12 protein-coding genes are annotated in these 16653 nt (G+C 71.3%); 6 read left to right on the top strand and 6 right to left on the bottom strand.

Annotated elements, in window-relative coordinates:
* The first annotated feature begins 9 nt into the window (after positions 1–9).
* From OG972_RS41585 to OG972_RS41565, 5 genes are read left to right on the top strand one after another with little or no spacing between them, the layout of a single operon-like run.
* Positions 10–1077 carry an ABC transporter ATP-binding protein gene (locus tag OG972_RS41585; protein WP_266991392.1) on the top strand — a complete coding sequence of 356 codons (1068 nt, stop codon included), beginning with the start codon at positions 10–12 and terminating at the stop codon, positions 1075–1077.
* The gene (locus OG972_RS41580) at positions 1074–2138 is read left to right on the top strand and encodes an ABC transporter ATP-binding protein (RefSeq protein ID WP_266991390.1); all 1065 of its coding nucleotides are present in this window, start codon (positions 1074–1076) and stop codon (positions 2136–2138) included. Before OG972_RS41585 ends, OG972_RS41580 begins: the two co-directional genes overlap by 4 nt.
* Positions 2135–3247 (top strand): exo-alpha-sialidase, encoded by a 1113-nt coding sequence (locus OG972_RS41575; protein WP_266991388.1) that lies wholly within the window; start codon positions 2135–2137, stop codon positions 3245–3247. The genes OG972_RS41580 and OG972_RS41575 overlap by 4 nt, the downstream gene beginning before the upstream one ends.
* Positions 3244–4665, top strand: a complete 1422-nt coding sequence (locus OG972_RS41570) for a DUF5060 domain-containing protein (protein WP_266991387.1) — start codon at positions 3244–3246, stop codon at positions 4663–4665. The genes OG972_RS41575 and OG972_RS41570 overlap by 4 nt, the downstream gene beginning before the upstream one ends.
* A complete protein-coding gene (locus OG972_RS41565) occupies positions 4662–5639 on the top strand; it encodes a DUF5605 domain-containing protein (protein ID WP_266991385.1) in 978 nt (325 codons plus the stop codon). Before OG972_RS41570 ends, OG972_RS41565 begins: the two co-directional genes overlap by 4 nt.
* 1 nt (position 5640) lies before the next feature.
* Here the strand turns inward: OG972_RS41565 and OG972_RS41560 are convergent, their stop codons facing one another.
* Positions 5641–7125, bottom strand: a complete 1485-nt coding sequence (locus tag OG972_RS41560) for an ABC transporter substrate-binding protein (RefSeq protein ID WP_266991383.1) — start codon at positions 7123–7125, stop codon at positions 5641–5643.
* A gap of 146 nt (positions 7126–7271) precedes the next feature.
* Here OG972_RS41560 and OG972_RS41555 point away from each other — a divergent pair, with 146 nt between their 5' ends.
* A complete protein-coding gene (locus OG972_RS41555; protein ID WP_266991382.1) occupies positions 7272–9314 on the top strand; it encodes a hypothetical protein in 2043 nt (680 codons plus the stop codon).
* Here OG972_RS41555 and OG972_RS41550 read toward each other — a convergent pair.
* The 5 genes from OG972_RS41550 to OG972_RS41530 form a co-directional block, all read right to left on the bottom strand.
* Positions 9301–10137, bottom strand: coding sequence for an IS5 family transposase (locus OG972_RS41550; RefSeq protein WP_266991381.1), 837 nt, complete (start codon positions 10135–10137; stop codon positions 9301–9303). The two genes, OG972_RS41555 and OG972_RS41550, sit on opposite strands and share 14 nt — an antisense overlap.
* Before the next feature lie 155 nt (positions 10138–10292).
* On the bottom strand, positions 10293–11972 hold the full coding sequence (locus OG972_RS41545) for a DapH/DapD/GlmU-related protein (protein WP_266991380.1): 1680 nt from the start codon (positions 11970–11972) through the stop codon (positions 10293–10295).
* A complete protein-coding gene (locus OG972_RS41540) occupies positions 11959–13311 on the bottom strand; it encodes a glycoside hydrolase family 28 protein (RefSeq protein ID WP_266991379.1) in 1353 nt (450 codons plus the stop codon). The genes OG972_RS41545 and OG972_RS41540 overlap by 14 nt, the downstream gene beginning before the upstream one ends.
* Positions 13308–14720 carry a glycoside hydrolase family 28 protein gene (locus OG972_RS41535; protein WP_266991378.1) on the bottom strand — a complete coding sequence of 471 codons (1413 nt, stop codon included), beginning with the start codon at positions 14718–14720 and terminating at the stop codon, positions 13308–13310. Before OG972_RS41535 ends, OG972_RS41540 begins: the two co-directional genes overlap by 4 nt.
* Positions 14717–16438 carry a hypothetical protein gene (locus OG972_RS41530; protein WP_266991377.1) on the bottom strand — a complete coding sequence of 574 codons (1722 nt, stop codon included), beginning with the start codon at positions 16436–16438 and terminating at the stop codon, positions 14717–14719. Before OG972_RS41530 ends, OG972_RS41535 begins: the two co-directional genes overlap by 4 nt.
* Positions 16439–16653: the final 215 nt, after the last annotated feature.

The raw sequence follows: 16653 nt of genomic DNA, 5'->3' as shown, positions 1-16653 counted from the left end.
GGGGCTGCGATGCCGACGACAGAGGCATCGTGGGAGCGTCAGCAGACGCCACCGCGGCAGAACATTCTCGAAATCGAGGGTCTGCACACGCAGTTCGAACTCGATGACGGCGTCGTGCAGGCCGTCAGCGGCGTCGACCTCGCCATCGCCCGGGGTGAAGTCCTCGCCGTGGTGGGGGAGTCGGGCTGCGGCAAGAGCGTCATGGCGCGCTCCGTGCTGCGTCTCGTGGACCGGCCCGGCAGGATCACCGGCGGACAGATCCGGGTGCGCACCGACGACGGCGCGGCCGACATGGTGAGCGCCGCCCCCGAGACCGTCCGGGAGGTGCGGGGCAAGCGGGTCGCCATGGTGTTCCAGGAACCGATGTCCTCGATGAGCCCCATGCACACGATCGGCAACCAGATCGGCGAGGCGATCCGGCTCCACGAGCGTGTCACCAAGGCCGAGGCCCGTGCCCGCGCCGTCGAACTCCTCGGCCGCGTCGGCATCCCCGCACCCGAACGGCGCGTCGACGAGTACCCGTTCCAGATGAGCGGCGGCATGCTGCAGCGCGTGATGATCGCCATGGCGCTCTCCTGCGGCCCGCAGCTGCTCATAGCCGACGAGCCGACGACCGCGCTCGACGTCACCACCCAGGCCCAGATCCTCGACCTGCTGCGCGGCCTCCAGGAGGAGACCGGAATGGCGGTCATGCTGATCACCCACGACCTCGGGGTCGCCGCCCAGATGGCCGACCGCGTCGCCGTGATGTATCTGGGCACCGTCGTCGAGGAGGGGCGCGTCGAGGACGTGTTCCGGGCGCCGCGCCATCCGTACACCACAGCGTTGCTGCGCTCGGTGCCCAAGCTCGGGTCCGGATCGCGTGAACGGCTCCGGCCGGTCCGGGGCATGGTGCCCCATTCCTACCGGCGGCCGTCCGGATGCCCCTTCCACCCGCGCTGCGACGAGTTCATGGCCGGCCGTTGCGACGTGACGGTCCCGGAGCCGCTGCGGGACCAGGGCCGTCCGGGCGCGGTGAGCTGCCTGCTGTACGAGGAGCACGAGGAGCACGAGGAGCACGAGGAGACCACCCCATGACGGCACCGCCCTCCGAAGTCACGGCCACGGCCGCAGCCACGGCCACCGGAACCGCCCCGCTGCTGCGGACACACGGCCTCACCAAACACTTCCCCATCCGGCGAGGACTGCTGGGCCGCGCCGTCGGCCGGGTACGCGCGGTCGACGGAGTGGACCTGACCGTCCCGGCAGGCCGCACGGTAGCCCTGGTGGGAGAGTCGGGCTGCGGCAAGAGCACCCTGGGCCGCTGTCTGATGCGGTTCTTCGAACCCACCTCGGGCGAGATCTCCTACCGTCGCACCGACGGCACGGTGATCGACCTGGCCAAGCTCGACGAGCGTGCCCTCAAGCCGTACCGCAGCGAGATCCGGCTGGTCTTCCAGGACCCGTTCGCCTCGCTCAACCCCCGCATGACGCTGCTCCAGATCATCGGCGAACCGCTGCGCGTCAACCTCGGTCTCGGCGCCGCCGAGACCGAGGAACGGGTCGCTGAGCTCCTGCGCCGCGTCGGGCTGCGCCCCGAGTACCTGCGGCGCTACCCCAACGCCTTCAGCGGCGGCCAGCGCCAGCGCGTCGGCATCGCCCGTGCCCTCGCGCTCGCCCCGCGCATGGTCGTGGCGGACGAGGCTGTCAGCGCGCTCGACGTGTCGGTGCGGGCGCAGATCCTCAACCTGCTGAAGGACCTCCAGGACGAGTCCGACCTGACGTACCTGTTCATCTCCCACGACCTGGGCGTCGTGGAGTACATGGCCGACGAGATCGCGGTGATGTACGTGGGCAAGGTCGTGGAGACGGGGGCGACCGACGAGCTGTACGGGCAGCCGCTGCACCCCTATACCGAGGCCCTGCTGTCCGCGGTGCCCGAACCCGACCCGGGGGCGCGCCGCCGGGAGCGCGTGGTGCTGCGCGGTGAGGTGGCCGACGCCTCGAACGTGCCGCAGGGCTGTCCGTTCCACCCGCGCTGCTTCTACGCGCGCGACCGCTGCCGCACGGAGGTGCCGGCGCTGCGGGAGATCGCAGCCGGCAGGACGTCGGCCTGCCACTTCGCCGGAGAACTGGAACTGAAGGGATGCCGAGCATGACGGGAACGGAACAGGGGAGGGGGCCGGCGCACGACCCGAGATTCGATGGTGTGCTGCGGCCCCGGCCGGGCGATCCCGGTGTGCGGGAGGCGCTGCTGCCCGCCCCGCACCCGGGCGACAGCCACTCCGCGAGTCTCCTCGAACTCGACGACGGCGACCTGCTGTGCGCCTGGTTCAACGGCCCCGACGAGGGCGACCGCGACACCAATGTGGTGCTGTCCCGGCTGCCGCTCGGCGGCGACCGCTGGACCGGGGCCATGGCCATGTCCGCCGACCCGGACCGCTCCGAGCAGAACCCGGTGCTCGACCAGCGGCCGGACGGCACCGTGTGGCTGTTCCACCCGTCCAACGAGCCGCACGACCAGAAGACCGCGCACCTGGTCGCCCGTACCTCGCACGACGGCGGCCGCACCTGGGACCCCGCGCACATCGCCCATGAGGGACCGGGCGTCTTCGTACGCAACCCGCCGCTCGACCCCGGTGACGGAAGCCTGCTGCTGCCCGCCTACCGCTGCCGCGCCGAGGGGGAGCACAGCACCGTCCTGATCAGCGAGGACGAGGGCGCCTCCTGGAAGGAGTACGACGTCGAGGGGAGCGACCACCTGGTCCAGATGAGCGTCGTCCGGCGCGTCGACGGTTCGCTGCTCGGCCTGCTGCGCAGCCGCGCCGCCGACCGCATCCACGCCACGGTCTCCACCGACTCCGGACGCAGCTGGAGCAGGGCGGTACCGACCGAGCTGCCCAACAACAACTCCGGCGTCCAGGTCACCCGGCTCGACAGTGGTGCCCTGGCGCTGGTCTACAACCATGCGAGCCTGGAACGCGGCGAGTTCCGCTGGGTCGGCGAGGGCGAGGGCCGCCGCAGGAAGGCACTGCGCACCCCGCTCACGGTGGCCCTCTCCGACGACGACGGCCGCACCTGGCCGGTGCGCCGCGACCTCCAGTGCGCCGACGACGAGTACTGGGAGGCCGGCGAATTCGGCTACTCCTACCCCTGCGTCATGCAGAGCCGCCGCGACGGCCTGCTGCACATCGCCTACTCCTACCTCCGCAGGACGATCAAGCACGTCACCGTCTCCGAGGACTGGGTCAGGGAAGGACGCTCATGACCACCGGCACCACGGTGGAGCGCTGGGGCACCTTCGAGCTGACGCTCGGCGGCCCGGCCGACGGGAACCCCTACCGCGACGTCGAGTTCGGCGCAGAGTTCCGCCACGGCCACCGGGTGGTGCCCGTCGACGGCTTCTACGACGGAGACGGCGTCTACCGCGTCCGGTTCATGCCGGACCGGGAGGGCGCCTGGACGTACACCACGCGCTCCCGCGCCCCGGCCCTCGACGGCACCGCGGGCGGCTTCACCTGCACCCCGGCCGGCCCGGGCAACCACGGCCCGGTCCGGGTCGCGGGCCCGAGGACCTTCCGGTACGCCGACGGCACCCGGTACCTGCCGTTCGGCACCACCTGCTACCACTGGACCCACGACGAGGACCTCAAGGCGGAGGAGGAGACACTGCGCACCCTCGCCGCGTCCCCCTTCAACAAGGTCCGCATGTGCCTGCTGCCTACGCTCGACATGGCACCGCCCCGGCTGGTCTTCCCCGGCCTCGGCCCGGGCCGGCCCCGGCCCGGCGAGCTGGACAGGTCCCGTTTCGACCCGGCGTTCTTCGCCCACTTCGAAGCACGGGTGCGCGACCTGCTGGAGCTGGGCGTCGAGGCCGACGTCATCATCCTGCACCCGTACGACAAGGGGCACTGGGGTGTGGACGACATGAGCTCCGAGGAGGACCTCTTCCTCGTCCGGTACGTCGTCGCCCGCCTCGCCGCATACCGCAACGTCTGGTGGTCGGTCGCCAACGAGTACGACTTCAACAAGGCCAAGACCGTCGAGGACTGGACCCGCATCGGCCAGTACGTCCAGCGCCGCGACCCGTACCAGCACCTGCGGTCCATCCACAACGGCACCCGGATGTACGAGTACGAGCGGATCTACGACTTCCGCCACGCCTGGACCACCCACCAGTCCATCCAGCACTGGGACGCGCGGATGACCCCCGAGTGGCTGGACCGGGTGCGAAAGCCGGTGGTGATCGACGAGATCGGCTACGAGGGGGTGCTCGGCCGCCGCTGGGGCAACCTCTCGGGCCGGGTGCTCCTGCGCCAGTTCTGGCACGGTATGGCCGCGGGCGCCTATGTCGGACACGGCGAGTGCTTTCCCGAGCAGGATCCGGACGACTGGGCCTGGATCTCCCGAGGTGGCCGGCTGCACGGCGAGATCCCGGCACGCATCGCGTTCCAGCGCCGGCTGTGGGAGGAGTCGCCCGATGTGCGGTTTTGGTACTTCGGCGACCGGCTGCACCGCCATTACGACGTGGAACTGCCCGACGACGGTGTCCCCCGGGTCCTCGACCTGATCGACACCTGGAACATGACGGTGAGTCCGCTGCCCGGCGGGCCGCACCACGGCACGGTCCGCGTTCCAATGGACCACCGGCCGGACCTGGCCCTGCGTATCCGGAAGGTGACATGACAACGCACTCTGCGGCTCCGCGCACGGACCACGGGCCCGTGCGCGTACACGGAACCCGCTTCCGGCACGAGGACGGCACCCCCTTCCATCCGTTGGCCACCAGCGTCCCGCAGGCCGACGAGAAGACCCTGCGGGCCCTGAAGGACGCCCCGTTCACCAAGGTGCGGCTGCTCGACCACGCCCTTCCGCTGGACGTCCTCGATCACCAGGTCGCGGCGCTCGGCGCACTCGGCCTGCAGGCGGAGGTGATGCTGGACGGCCGGGACATCCCCCGGACCGTCGCCCGGCTGGCGGGGCGGCCCAACGTCTGGTGGTGCGCGCCCCCCGTCCACGAGGCGCAGACCGATGTGCAGGAGCACGACCACGGACACCACCCGCTCACCGTGCACGGCCCGCCCGGGACCGACTTCGGCGCCCCGTGGATCACGCACGCCTCGGTCGCGCACCCGCAGACGCGGGCCGTGTCGGGCCTGGTGCGGGATCTCCGCAAGCCGGTCCTCGTCGACGACTGCGGCGCCGAGGGCGACGACCCGGAGGATCCGGAGCGTGCCCTGACCGGAACGGAGCTGCTCTGCCGCCTCTGGGAGGCGGTGTGCCGTGGCGGCTACGGCGGGCACGCCGAGGCGTGGGGCGAGGACGCCTGGAGCGACGGCGGCGGCCGGCTGAGCGGCACCGCCGTGGAGCGCGTCGCCTTCCTCGGGGATGTGCTCGGCGCGGCCCCGGCCGGCCTCGGCCACACTCCCGAGACGTACGACGCCTCGACCTTGGAGGAGCCCGGCGAGTACGTCCTGCAGTACCTCGGGCCGCACCGCTACCCCAGGCGTTCCTTCGCGCTGCCCGGCGGCACCTGGAGGGTGGAGGTCCTGGACACCTGGAACATGTCGGTGCGGGCGCTCGACGACGCCGGCGGCGACCGGGTGACGGTCGAACTGCCCGCGGAGCCGTACCTCGCGATACGGCTCCGCAGGCGGTGACTCACCAGTCGAAGCCGGCCGCCACCTGGGACTTGATGTAGGCGGGGATGTCGGTCTTCTCGGTGATCTCCAGCGCCGAGGAGACCTTCAGCCCGTCCCGCAGGACGTGCTGCCGGAACACCATGTACAGCGGCAGGTCCCAGAACTCCGTGTTCTCGTAGTCCCGCACGACGGCGTTGTCACCCCAGAAGACCGCCGAGGTGTCGATCCTGTCCAGTTCGGGGATCGCGGTGCCGAAGGCGGCCTCGACGGCGCCCGAGCGCAACGCGGGCTTCAGGGCGTGCCGGGACAGCTCGGTCTGGCCCTCCTGGGACACCAGCCACTTGAGGACCTGGAGGGCCTGGGCTTTCTTGGAGGACTGCGGCGGCAGGAACGCGGCGATGGTGTTGGGCTGGTAGACGGCGTTGTCGCCGCTGCCGAGCACCGGCACGGACGTGATGCCCAGGTCGATCTTCTTGGCCAGCTCGCGCCACTCGTCCGCGTCGTCCTCCTCCAGGTACAGCGAGCTTCCCGCGTACGCGGGAAGTTTGCGGAGGTTGTCCACCGCCATCGCCACGCTGCCGGTGGTCAGGTAGTCGTCCACCGTCGTGAAGATGTTGTGCGGGTGGAGCAGGAAGCGCTCCAGGTTGCTGCCGAGCCGCTGCCAGCCCTCCGAGGTGATGTTCACCTTCACGTCCTCGGGCGCGGGCGTGCCGCCCCGCCCGGGCACGAACGGATACAGACCGAGCTGGTTGAACTCCAGGTACATGTCCGGATGCTGGAGGTATCCCTTGTACGCGACCAGGTCCTGCTCGAAGGTCAGCTTCTTGGCGAGGCGGAAGGCCTCGTCGTAGGTGACGCCGTTGGCCGGGGTCCTCAGACCCTTCTTGTCGAAGACCTTCTTGTTGTGGAACATGATGTATTCGTCCAGGAACACCGGCACGCCGTACAGGCCGCCGTCCGAGCGGGCCTTGATCTGGGCGACGGCGCCCGGGTTGAGGGAGCCGAGGTCGATGCCGGTGGCCCGCAGGTCGTCGGTGAGGTCGCGGGTCCAGGCACGTGGTTCCAGATCACGGTCGATGCGCCGGCGTGGGTCCTCCAGGATGATGTCGGGAACGACGCCCGCCTTGTCCAGGTCCTCGTACCGGACCGGCTGGTCCCAGGCCACGGCCTTGATCTTGAGGCCGGGGAAGGCCGCGCGCATCGCGTCGCCCACGACCGTGTCGAAGAAGCCGGGGTACTCGAACGGCTTGTAGTTGGCCATGAAGACGAACAGCTCGTCGTCGCAGACTTCGAACGGCTCGTCGTACTTGTTCGGGATGGCGGTGCAGGAGGCGCCGGACGCGGAGGTGGTGACCCGCCCGGTGGCGGTACGGGCCTGGGCCGGAGTGGACGCGCCGATGCCGACTCCGGTGAGCGTCGCGGCGCCGACCGCGGCGGCGGCTCCGCCGACGAACTTCCGGCGGCTCGGCGGCTGCTGTTCACTCTGCTGCGGGTGCGGGGTCATACGTGTGCCTCTCCTTCTAGGGGGAATCGCCGACGGGCCAGACGATAAGGCCGGCAAGGAACGCCACTGGTATGCCAGGCGAATGCCACAATGGTTCACCTGACGGTTCGAACGGTCAACAGTGCCTACAGAAAAGGGAGTTGTGAATGTTGAGGATCAGCAGCGGAGCCAGATACGTCGAGTTCGCCGAAGGCGACGGACGGAGCCCGTCGCGACTGGTGCTCGGCCACGACGACGGTGGGGAGCCGGCCCGGCTCGCGGTCCCGCTGGATGACCTCCTCGTCCTTTCCGTCGGCCGCCCCTGGGCCCCCACCCGGCCCGGCGTCGGAGCCTGCGAGGTCCGGTCCGCCGGGGACCGGCTGGAGATCCACTGCACCCTCGCGGACCCGTCCGAGCTGGAGGTCCGGCTCTCCCTGGTCTTCGAGGACGACCTGCTGCACCTCCGCACCACCTGGCGCTGGAACGGCGGCACTCCATGCCGGGACGTCGTCCTGGGCATCGCCCTGCCGCTGCCCGCCCGGCGGCCGGAAGCGGTCACGCTGCCCCTGGTCCTCTACCGGGGCAACCCCTCGGCCGACCCCGGCCGCGTCGTCCCGCGCCTGGCGGCGGACACCGGCGGACTCGTCGTCGAGGACCACCGGCTGCCCGTCCCCTGCGCACACGCCGAGTGGGGGAGTGGCGGCGAAGACCGGTATGCCACTCTGTTCGCGGCCCGGCCGGGACCGGGCTCCCTCGGTGCGATCCACCGGCCCTGGGGGGTCACCCTGCTCGGCGTGAGCGGCGCCCTGCTCCTCAACGGCGAGCCCGACGTCGCCTACGTCCACAAGGCCCGCACCGCCCCGTGCGCGGCGGGCTACCGCGACCTGGCCCCGGGCGAGGAGCACCACGCCCACCACGCCCTCGACTGGGGCCGCACCAGCCGGCCGGGACACGGCTTCCGCACCCTCGTCCACCGCGGTCTGGCCCTGTACCGGCCGCGCGGCGCGAACCCGCTCTCCCAGGACGTACTGGTCCGCCTCAAGACCGAGGCCCTCGACCGGCGCTGGTACGACGACGGCGACGCCGCCGGCTACCTCAAGTTCACCGGCCCCGGCCACCGGGCCGGGTTCATGTACGGATGGACGGGCCAGAGCCTCCGGCTCGCCTGGTGCGACGCCCGCCTGGGCATCGAGAACGACGAACCCCGGCGCGTCGAACGCTGCCGCAAGGCCGTGGAGTTCCATCTCGCTGGCAGCGCAGTCCCTGGCGCGCCTGGACTGCACCTCAGCTTCTACGCCACCCGGGAACGCCTCTGGGCCGGGTTCGACGGGGCGGAGGGCCCGTACGTCTCGGCCCGGGCCTTCGGCGACAACCTCTGCGATCTCGCCGACATCGTACGGCTGTTCCGCCGGCACACCCTCGACGTCCCCGACGCGTGGGTGCGGACGCTCACCGCGGGCGTCGCGGCGGCCTGCGGTGACGGGCCGCCGCCCTTCGGCTGGCTCACCGACGGCACGCCCCTGACCTCCTTCGCCGGGACGGCCGGGCTGCCCTGTGTCCTCGCGATGCTCAAGACGTACCGCGTCACCGGCGAGCCGCACCTGCTCCGGGACGCCGGGGCGCTCGTGGAGGAGTACCACCGGCGCTTCGCCGACGACTACACCACCCCCTTCGCCCGCGCCACGCTCGACGCCGCCTGCGAGGACAAGGAAGGCGGCATGGCCTACTTCCTGTGCGCCTACGAGCTGCTGCGGCTCACCGGCGAACAGCGGTGGGCCGACCGCGCCCAGGAGGCCGCCGACTGGCTCCTCACCTGGGTCTACCAGTGGGACACGCCCTTCGGACACGGCTTCTCCACCACCGGCTGGCCCGGTGTCAGCGTCCAGAACCACCACATCGACGTGTTCTTCCCGGCGTACGAACTCGCCCGGCTGGGCGACCTCGTGGACCGGCCGGTCTACCGCGAGCTCGGCGAGCTCATCCTGAACGCCTTCGGCCAGGGCATCTGCACCCGGCCGGGGGAGTGGGGCTTCGACGACCCGGGAGAGCAGGCCGAGGGCTTCTTCCCCACCAACTGGCAGGACCGCGGAAGCAGCAACACCTGGAACCCCTCCTGGGTGACGGCCCAGGTGTTGTCCCAGGTGCTGCGCATGCGGTCCGGCCGGTCCCCTCAGAGCCTGTCGGGTGGCCGGTTGATTACGCTGCGATGAGGTCCTCGATGGTCTTGGTTCGGGCGGTCTTGCGGTGGGATTCATGGCTCCACCGTGATGGCTGCCCGGCGAGCCGGGTGAGCATCAGGCGGATCATTGCCACCTTGATCATGGCCTCGGAGGTTGCGGTCAGCCGTTCGTAGTCGCGGGCCAGCCGACGGTTTCGGACCAGCCAGCCGAATGTTCGCTCCACCACCCAGCGGCGGGGAAGGACCTTGAAGCCCTTGACGTCGTCGGTCCGCTTCACGATCTCCACAACGATGTTCAACGCATCGCGGGCCCATGAAAGCAGCGTGGAATCAACGGAGTTGGCGTATCCGCCGTCGGCCCACACCAGACTGATCGTGCGGAAGCCGACGGCAAGCTGGGCCAGGACGGTGCGGCCTCCGGCCCGGTCCTGCACGGAAGCGGAGGTGACCGCGACGACCAGGAGGAGGCCCATCGTGTCCACGATCGCGTGCCGCTTGCGCCCTGTCGTTCGCTTGCCCGCATCGAATCCGCGAGCCTCGCCGCCCTCGCTGGTCTTGATCGACTGGGCGTCGATCGCGGCGGCCGACGGCTCGGGATCGCGTCCGGCCCCGATTCGGACCTGGCGGCGGAGTTCGTCGTGGATGCGGCCCCAGGTGCCGTCCCGGCGCCACTTGGTGAACCAGCGGTGCGCGGCGTCCCAGGGCATAAGGTCGTGCGGAAGCATGCGCCACTGGCAGCCCGACCGCAGCACGTAGAAGACCGAGTTGAGTACCAGCCGGTCGCCGTACTTGCGCACCCCGCCTCCTTTCCGCAGGTCACGCACGGGAAGGAGCGGCCGGATGATCTCCCACATCTCATCGGTCAGGCTGGACGGATAGCATGGGCCGCTGACGGCCTCGGAGTTGTCGCACTGGCACACACCACGTGATCATTCCGGGGCCGTCGCCATGCCCGGAGGGCAGATCGCGACCGTCACGTTTCACGCATGATCAGCCACCCGACAGGCTCTCAGCCGGCGCCGCCGGGTGCCGGCTCGGGCCGGTGGATGCCCCGGGGGCGGTAGCCGAGCGCCTCGCCGACCCCGAGCAGGTCGGCGAGCAGCCAGGTCACCGCGAGCCACATCTCGGTGCCCTGCAGTCCGGGGAGGCGGTCCTTGCGCTCCCCGGGCTCCAGGGCGAAGGAGAACCCGGCGCCGTCCTGCCACCTGGTCAGCACCCGCTCCAACTGCCCCCGCGCCCAGTCCCGGCCCTCGCCGGCCCGGTGCCCGGTGCGCCGGGCGCAGAGCCACAGCGGATGGGCCACGTCCAGGACGTCGCACGCCGTGCCCCGGTCCGGACCGAACCATGCCGGATCGAGGCTGTGCGCCAGCACCGTGTCCACCACCCGCTCCGGATACGGAACCGGAAGCCCGAACTGCGCGAAGGACCCGCGCGAGACCCGGTAGAAGCCGTTGACCGGCTGTCGCCAGCCCTCCCTGGCATCCGGCTCGCCCCACAGGCCGTGCCGTCGGTCGGCCCGCGACAGCAGCCAGCCGAACAGCGCCTCGGCCTGCGGTGAGGCGCCGGGGGAGGCGTCCAGGGAGGCGAAGTGCAGCGCCGTCCCCACCCCGTCCACCCAGTTCCCGCTGCGCCACGCCTCGGTCCGCCACGGCAGCGCGTCCAGCCGCTCCACCAGCCGCTCGGCCGGCAGTCCGGTGACGGCCCGCACCGGGTGCGCGAAGCGTGAGCCGAGCAGGCCGAGCGCGTAGCCGACACAGAGGATGTGGTACATCGCCGCGTGGTCGTCCAGCGACGGGGCGGGACCACCGATCTCCGGCACCAGCCCCGTCAGAGGGTCCTGGAGCGCCCGCAACCGCTCCACCAGCGCGTCGCGGTCCTCACCGGGCGGCGGGCCGCCCAGCAGCAGGTCCGCGATCTCCACCGCGTCGCAGCCGGCGCGCACCGTCGGCGCGGCCCCCGGCCGGTCGGCCGGCACGCCCTCCGTACGGCAGCGGTCCAGCACCCCGGCCGCCTGCTCCCGGGCCCGCCGCGCGAACGCCTCGAGCCGTCCGTCGAGACCGCCCGCCGACGGCCGGGCGGAGGAAGGGCCCGGGCCCGGCGCGGTGTCCCGCCGGTCCCGCAGCCGCCGTGCGGGGCTGCCCGCCGCCACCGACCAGGCCGGCAGGTCCTTGGTGACCACCGCCCCCGCCCCGACGACGCAGTGGTCGCCGATAGTCACCCCGTCCACGACCACCACGTGGGAACCGATCCACACGTCGTCGCCCAGGACGATCCCCTTCGAGGTCAGGGGCTGCTTGTGGACCGGCGCGCCCGGGGCGAAGCCGTGGTTGAACCCCAGCAGCGAGGTGTGCGCCCCCACCCGCACCCCGTCTCCCATCAGCACCTTGCCGCGGGCCGTGGAGAACGGGTTGAGCGTGCAGTTGCGGCCCATCGACACCTCGTCGGTGACGACCGCGTGCGCGCCGACGTACGACCGGTCGCCCATCCGCAGGGAATCGGTGTGGACCCCCGCCCACGGAGACACGAACACCCGGTCGCCGAACTCGGCCGTACCGCCGTCCGCGCGCAGCCGCTCCGCGAGCGCCTCCTGGTGGGCGAGCTGCGCGGCACGCTCCTCGTCGTCGCTCCTGCTCCAGAACTCCCAAGGACAGTGATCGAACCGCCCGGGGCGTGCCTCACCCTCCGTCACGGCCACCGGTCACCTTCTCCCTCGCGTATCCGGACACGTGCGTGACGATGTCCTCCTCCGCCAGTTCCTCGAACCTCACGTCCTCCAGGAGCAGTTCCCGGATCGGCGCGTGGGCGTATCCCCGGGCGAGCACGCCCCGGCGGGCCCGGCCGACCGTCGCCCGGCTGACGCTGACGTTCTCCACCCGCGGCGGGTAGGCACCCGTGTCACCCTCGCCCCGGTCGAAGTCGCAGGTGATGAACTCCTTGGTCAGGTGGGTGACCGTCAGGTCCGTGAGGTGGACGTTCTCCGCGAAGCCGCCGCGCACCGAGTTGGTCTTGATGTACAGGCCGAAGTACAGGCCCGGGCCGCCGATGCGGCAACGCCGTACGTACACGTTGCGGATGCCTCCGGTCATGTCGCTGCCCAGGGTGATCGCTCCGTAGCGGTGACGCAGCACGCAGTCCTCGATCACGATGTTCTCGCTCGGCGTGGCGACCCGGCGGCCGTCGGCCTCGCGCCCCGACTTGATGGCGATGCAGTCGTCGCCGGCCGTGATGTCGCAGCGCCGGATCACCACGTCCCGGCAGGACTCGGGGTCGATGCCGTCGTTGTTGGGGCCGATGCTGTCGATCACCACATCCTGGACGGTGACGTTGGTGCACAGCACCGGGTGGATCTCCCACATAGGTGAGCGGACGATCGTCACCCCCTCGATCAGCACGCCGTGACACCGCCGGAACTCGATGAAGTCGGGGCGGAAGTGCCGTCCGTCGGCGTGCACGCGCTGTTCGACCGGGTCGTTGTTCTCGGCCTGCCGCCACAGCTCGGGCCAGTCCTGCTCCTGGTGCGGCATGCCCGGCCGCCAGCCGAACTCCTCCTGCCCGGCCCAGGGCCACCAGTGCTCCTCGTCGGCCTGGCCGTCCAGCACACCGGAACCGGTGACCGCGATGTCCCGCTCGTCATGGGCATGGATGAACGGCGCGTAGCCGTAGCACTCGACGCCCTGGAACCGGGTGAGCACGGGCGGCAGGTACCGGGCCGGTTCCTGGACGAAGCGCAGCGTGGCGCCCTCCTCCAGATGCAGCTCCACCTGGCTGCGCAGTCGCACCGGACCCGTGAGGAAGACTCCGGGCGGGACGGTGACCCGGCCGCCGCCCGCCGAGTGGCAGGCGGTGACGGCGTGCCTGATCGCGAGCGTGCAGTCGGTCCGCCCGTCGCCGGCCGCGCCGTACGCGGTCACCGGGAAGTCGCGGCCGGGGAACCGGGGCGGCACCACCCGGGCCGTCACCGCGTCCGCCTCGGCCCACGGGTCCCGGACCGGAGGATCTGCCGGAGTTCTCATCTGCGGGCCGGTCAAGGCGACGCCTCCTGGCCGTTGATGGTGACGTCGCGCAGCACCAGGCCCTCGATGTTGCGCTGCTCGTTCGGACCGGTCATGCCGTTGAAGGCGCAGTCGCTCAGCAGCACGTCGTGGATCGGGTTGGCGTCGTTGCCGATGAAGGTCCAGGCGCGCGGTCCCGCGCTGGTGGTGACCCGGTGGATCTCGATCCGCCGCACGTCCGGGTAGAAGTCGCCGGTCTCCACCCGTTCGTAGTCCAGCGCGATCTCCACGACCGCGTCCCCGACCTCGCCGACGGTGATGTCGTGGCACAGCACGTCGCGCAGGTAACCGCCGCGCAGCGGGTTCGACTTGAGGCGGATCGCCCGGTCCAGGCGCGGGCTGTCCATCACGCAGTGCCGGGCGACGATGTCGGAGATGCCGCCGGAGTTCTCGCTGCCCAGGGTGACGCCGCCGTGCCCGTCGCGCATCTCGCAGCGCTCGACCAGGGCGTGCTCCATCGGCACACCCACCCGCCGGCCGTCGGCGTTCTTGCCGGCCTTGAAGGCGATGCAGTCGTCACCGGTGTCGAAGAGGCAGTCCTGGATGAGGACGTACGAGCACGACTCGGGGTCCACCCCGTCGTTGTTCGGCCCGACCGGGCTGTCCACGGTGACACCGCGCACGGTGACGTTGGTGGACAGCACCGGGTGGATGTTCCACATCGGCGAGTTGCTGACCGTGACGCCCTCGACGAGCACGTCCTGGCAGCGGTAGAACTGGATCATGCTGGGCCGCAGGAAGTGCCCCGCGCCGAACACGCGTTGCGGCACGGGGGTGCCCGCGTCTCCCATCGCCAGCAACTGCTTGATGTCGGGGTTCTGCGACGAAGGGCCCCCGTCCACCCCCTTGGTCCAGTCCCACCAGTGCGTCCAGTCGGCCTGCCCGTCGAGGGTGCCCCGCCCGGTGACCGCCACCGTGCGGCACTCGAAGGCGTACACCAGCGGCGAGTAGTTGAAGCACTCGACGCCCTCGTACCGGGTGTAGACGGCCGGCAGATACGCCTCCGGCTCCTGCCGGAACCGCAGGGTGGCCCCCTCCTCCACGTGGAGGTCGATCCGGTCCCGGAGGTGGACCGCCCCCGTCAGCCATTCGCCGGGCGGCACCACGACGTGTCCGCCGCCCGCTCGCGCACATGTCTCGATGGCGTCCCGGATGGCGTCCGTGCAGTCGTGCACGCCGTCCCCGACGGCTCCGTGGTCGGCGATCGACACCCGCCGCTCCGGGAAGCGCGGGTCGTGGATCCTGGCGAGAATGCGGGCGGCCCGGCGCTGCGCCCCGGGCACCGTGGACCCTTCCGCGTGCGCGGCGGATGCGGTGCCGGCCGCCACCCCGGCGGCGGCGAGACCCGCCGTGGCGAGGAAGGTCCTGCGGTCGGGGGCGTTCACCAGGACCACTCCTTCGCGGGAACGTGCAGCGTGTACTCGCGCAGGGGGGCCTGCGGCGAGGGGGTGCGGTTCGGATACATGGGTCGGGTGATTCCTTCCGGGTCGATGCCGATGACGTCGTCGCCGCGCCAGCGCGTGCGGTAGACACGTCCGGCGGCGGTCTCGTCGGTGACGTTCTCGGGCAGGGGAAAGGTGACGGTGACGCGCTCGCCCGCGCGGGGCTCGCGCACCGAGAGCGATCCGTCAGAGGCCCACAGGCCGGGCTCGTGCCCGTGCCGGGTGCGCTCGCTCCCGCCGGGCGCGGTGCGGACCACCCGCACCTGCGCGTAGCCCGCCCAGGCGGGGACGCGCAGCCGCAGTTCGCGGCAGTCCTCGCGGACGTCGAGGTCCACCCTCCCGGTGTGCGGGAGGTGGCTGAGCACGTGGGCGAACCGGCTGCCGCGGTTGAGCAGCAGGTTGACGCGGACCAGCCGCTCGTCGCCGGTGACGGCGAGGGACCAGCCGGTGAACAGGCCGCGGACGCCGGATCCGACGCAGCAGGCCTGTACGTCCGCGGTGTGGCCCCGGCCGAGGACGCTGTCGCAGACATAGTCGTTGGGCGCGCCGTACCCGGCGAACGCGCCGCGCAGCCGCTCACCGACCCGGTGGTGGGTGACCCACCCCGGCTCGTCCAGCGTGCGGTCGGGGGCCGAGCGGACCCAGGAGACGTCCAGGAGCTGAGCGGAGGTCAGATGGCCCCGCAGGAAACGCTCCAGTACGCCCCAGTAGCGGTGGTGGCCCGCGCCGGCCAGGGTGCCCGCGATGGCGATCAGGTCCACCAGGGAGCAGGTCTCGTGCTCGTAGCGCTGGCCGGCCAGGTCGCCCGGTGTCCACCCGAAGGCGGTGCACCGGCCGAGCGCCCAGTCGAAGGAGCGGCGCACGAACTCGGTCAGGGCGTGGTCGCCCGAGTCCACCGCGTACCGCGCCAGGCCGTCCAGGGTGCCGAGCCGGGTGTGGAAGTGCCCGCTGCGGTAGGCGAGCGCCGAGTTGAACGAGCCGTCCGGAAGGAACACCCCGCTGTGCTCAGTGATCAGCCGGGCGAACCACCCGCACAGTTCCCAGGCCTGCTCGTTGCCGGTCAGCCGGTGCCAGCGCAGCAGCGGCATGATGAGCCGCCCGCAGAACGACGCCGGATCCGGGGCCAGATGGAGTTGTACCGCGTTGGCGGAAGGCCAGCCGCGGTCGGTGTACTCGGACGCCGGGTAGTACCAGACGTCGCGTTCCTTGACCGCGATCCGGTGCAGTGCCGCCACCAGCCGGTCGGCCGCGGACGCGGCCTCCTCGTCGCCGCTCTCCTGGTACCAGGTGGTGAGCGCGAGCAGGGTGGCGCGCTGGTCGATCATGTTCGCGTTCGGCTCCCAGTGGCCGCGCGGATGGCTGCGCCGCCGGGTGAGCCCGTCGTCGCCGATCAGGGCGAGCAGTGTCTTCCTGTACACCGCCTCGACGTCGCTCCACGACGAGACGCCGGTCATCTGCCGGGCGAGCACGTAGGCGTCGGTGAGCCGGCCATGGCTGGAGCCGTAGTCCCAGTCGCCGTGCCGCAGCGCGGCCGGCTCGGCGGTCAGGTCGGCACCGAAGAAGGGGATGCCGCCGAGATCGGGGTCGGCCAGCCCCACCACGGCGTTCATGGCCAGCTCGGCCCGTTCTTCCAGGAGCAGGGTTGCTGGTATGCCAGTCATCGTTTCCACGCCGTCTCTGAGTCCGGTGAATCAGTGGTGCGCGCGTCGGGGAAAGACGCTAAGCGCGGTAGTGAAGGGCGTCAAGAGCCGCGAAAGTGCTGTACACGACCGTGTGTTGGGGAGGTGGAGGGTGTTGACGCCACCTTTCAGGGGTTCTACGGTTCCGGACGTTCGCCCCTCTCCAGGTGGCATGCCAGCCACCGGCGAGGCAGGGG

The organism is Streptomyces sp. NBC_01669, assembly GCF_026339735.1.
In the GTDB taxonomy this organism is placed as follows: Bacteria; Actinomycetota; Actinomycetes; order Streptomycetales; family Streptomycetaceae; genus Streptomyces; species Streptomyces yanii.
The sequence above is the reverse complement of the archived record's forward strand: the minus strand, read 5'-3'. Positions and strand labels throughout refer to the sequence as shown.

What these genes read in the sequence shown, in the direction of transcription:
- OG972_RS41575 (WP_266991388.1), top strand. Translation starts at nt 2,135, where the DNA reads ATGACGGGAACGGAACAGGGGAGGGGGCCGGCGCACGACCCGAGATTC.
- OG972_RS41585 (WP_266991392.1), top strand. Translation starts at nt 10, where the DNA reads ATGCCGACGACAGAGGCATCGTGGGAGCGTCAGCAGACGCCACCGCGG.
- OG972_RS41580 (WP_266991390.1), top strand. Translation starts at nt 1,074, where the DNA reads ATGACGGCACCGCCCTCCGAAGTCACGGCCACGGCCGCAGCCACGGCC.
- OG972_RS41570 (WP_266991387.1), top strand. Translation starts at nt 3,244, where the DNA reads ATGACCACCGGCACCACGGTGGAGCGCTGGGGCACCTTCGAGCTGACG.
- OG972_RS41530 (WP_266991377.1), bottom strand. Translation starts at nt 16,438, where the DNA reads ATGACTGGCATACCAGCAACCCTGCTCCTGGAAGAACGGGCCGAGCTG.
- OG972_RS41550 (WP_266991381.1), bottom strand. Translation starts at nt 10,137, where the DNA reads ATGTGGGAGATCATCCGGCCGCTCCTTCCCGTGCGTGACCTGCGGAAA.
- OG972_RS41555 (WP_266991382.1), top strand. Translation starts at nt 7,272, where the DNA reads ATGTTGAGGATCAGCAGCGGAGCCAGATACGTCGAGTTCGCCGAAGGC.
- OG972_RS41565 (WP_266991385.1), top strand. Translation starts at nt 4,662, where the DNA reads ATGACAACGCACTCTGCGGCTCCGCGCACGGACCACGGGCCCGTGCGC.
- OG972_RS41560 (WP_266991383.1), bottom strand. Translation starts at nt 7,125, where the DNA reads ATGACCCCGCACCCGCAGCAGAGTGAACAGCAGCCGCCGAGCCGCCGG.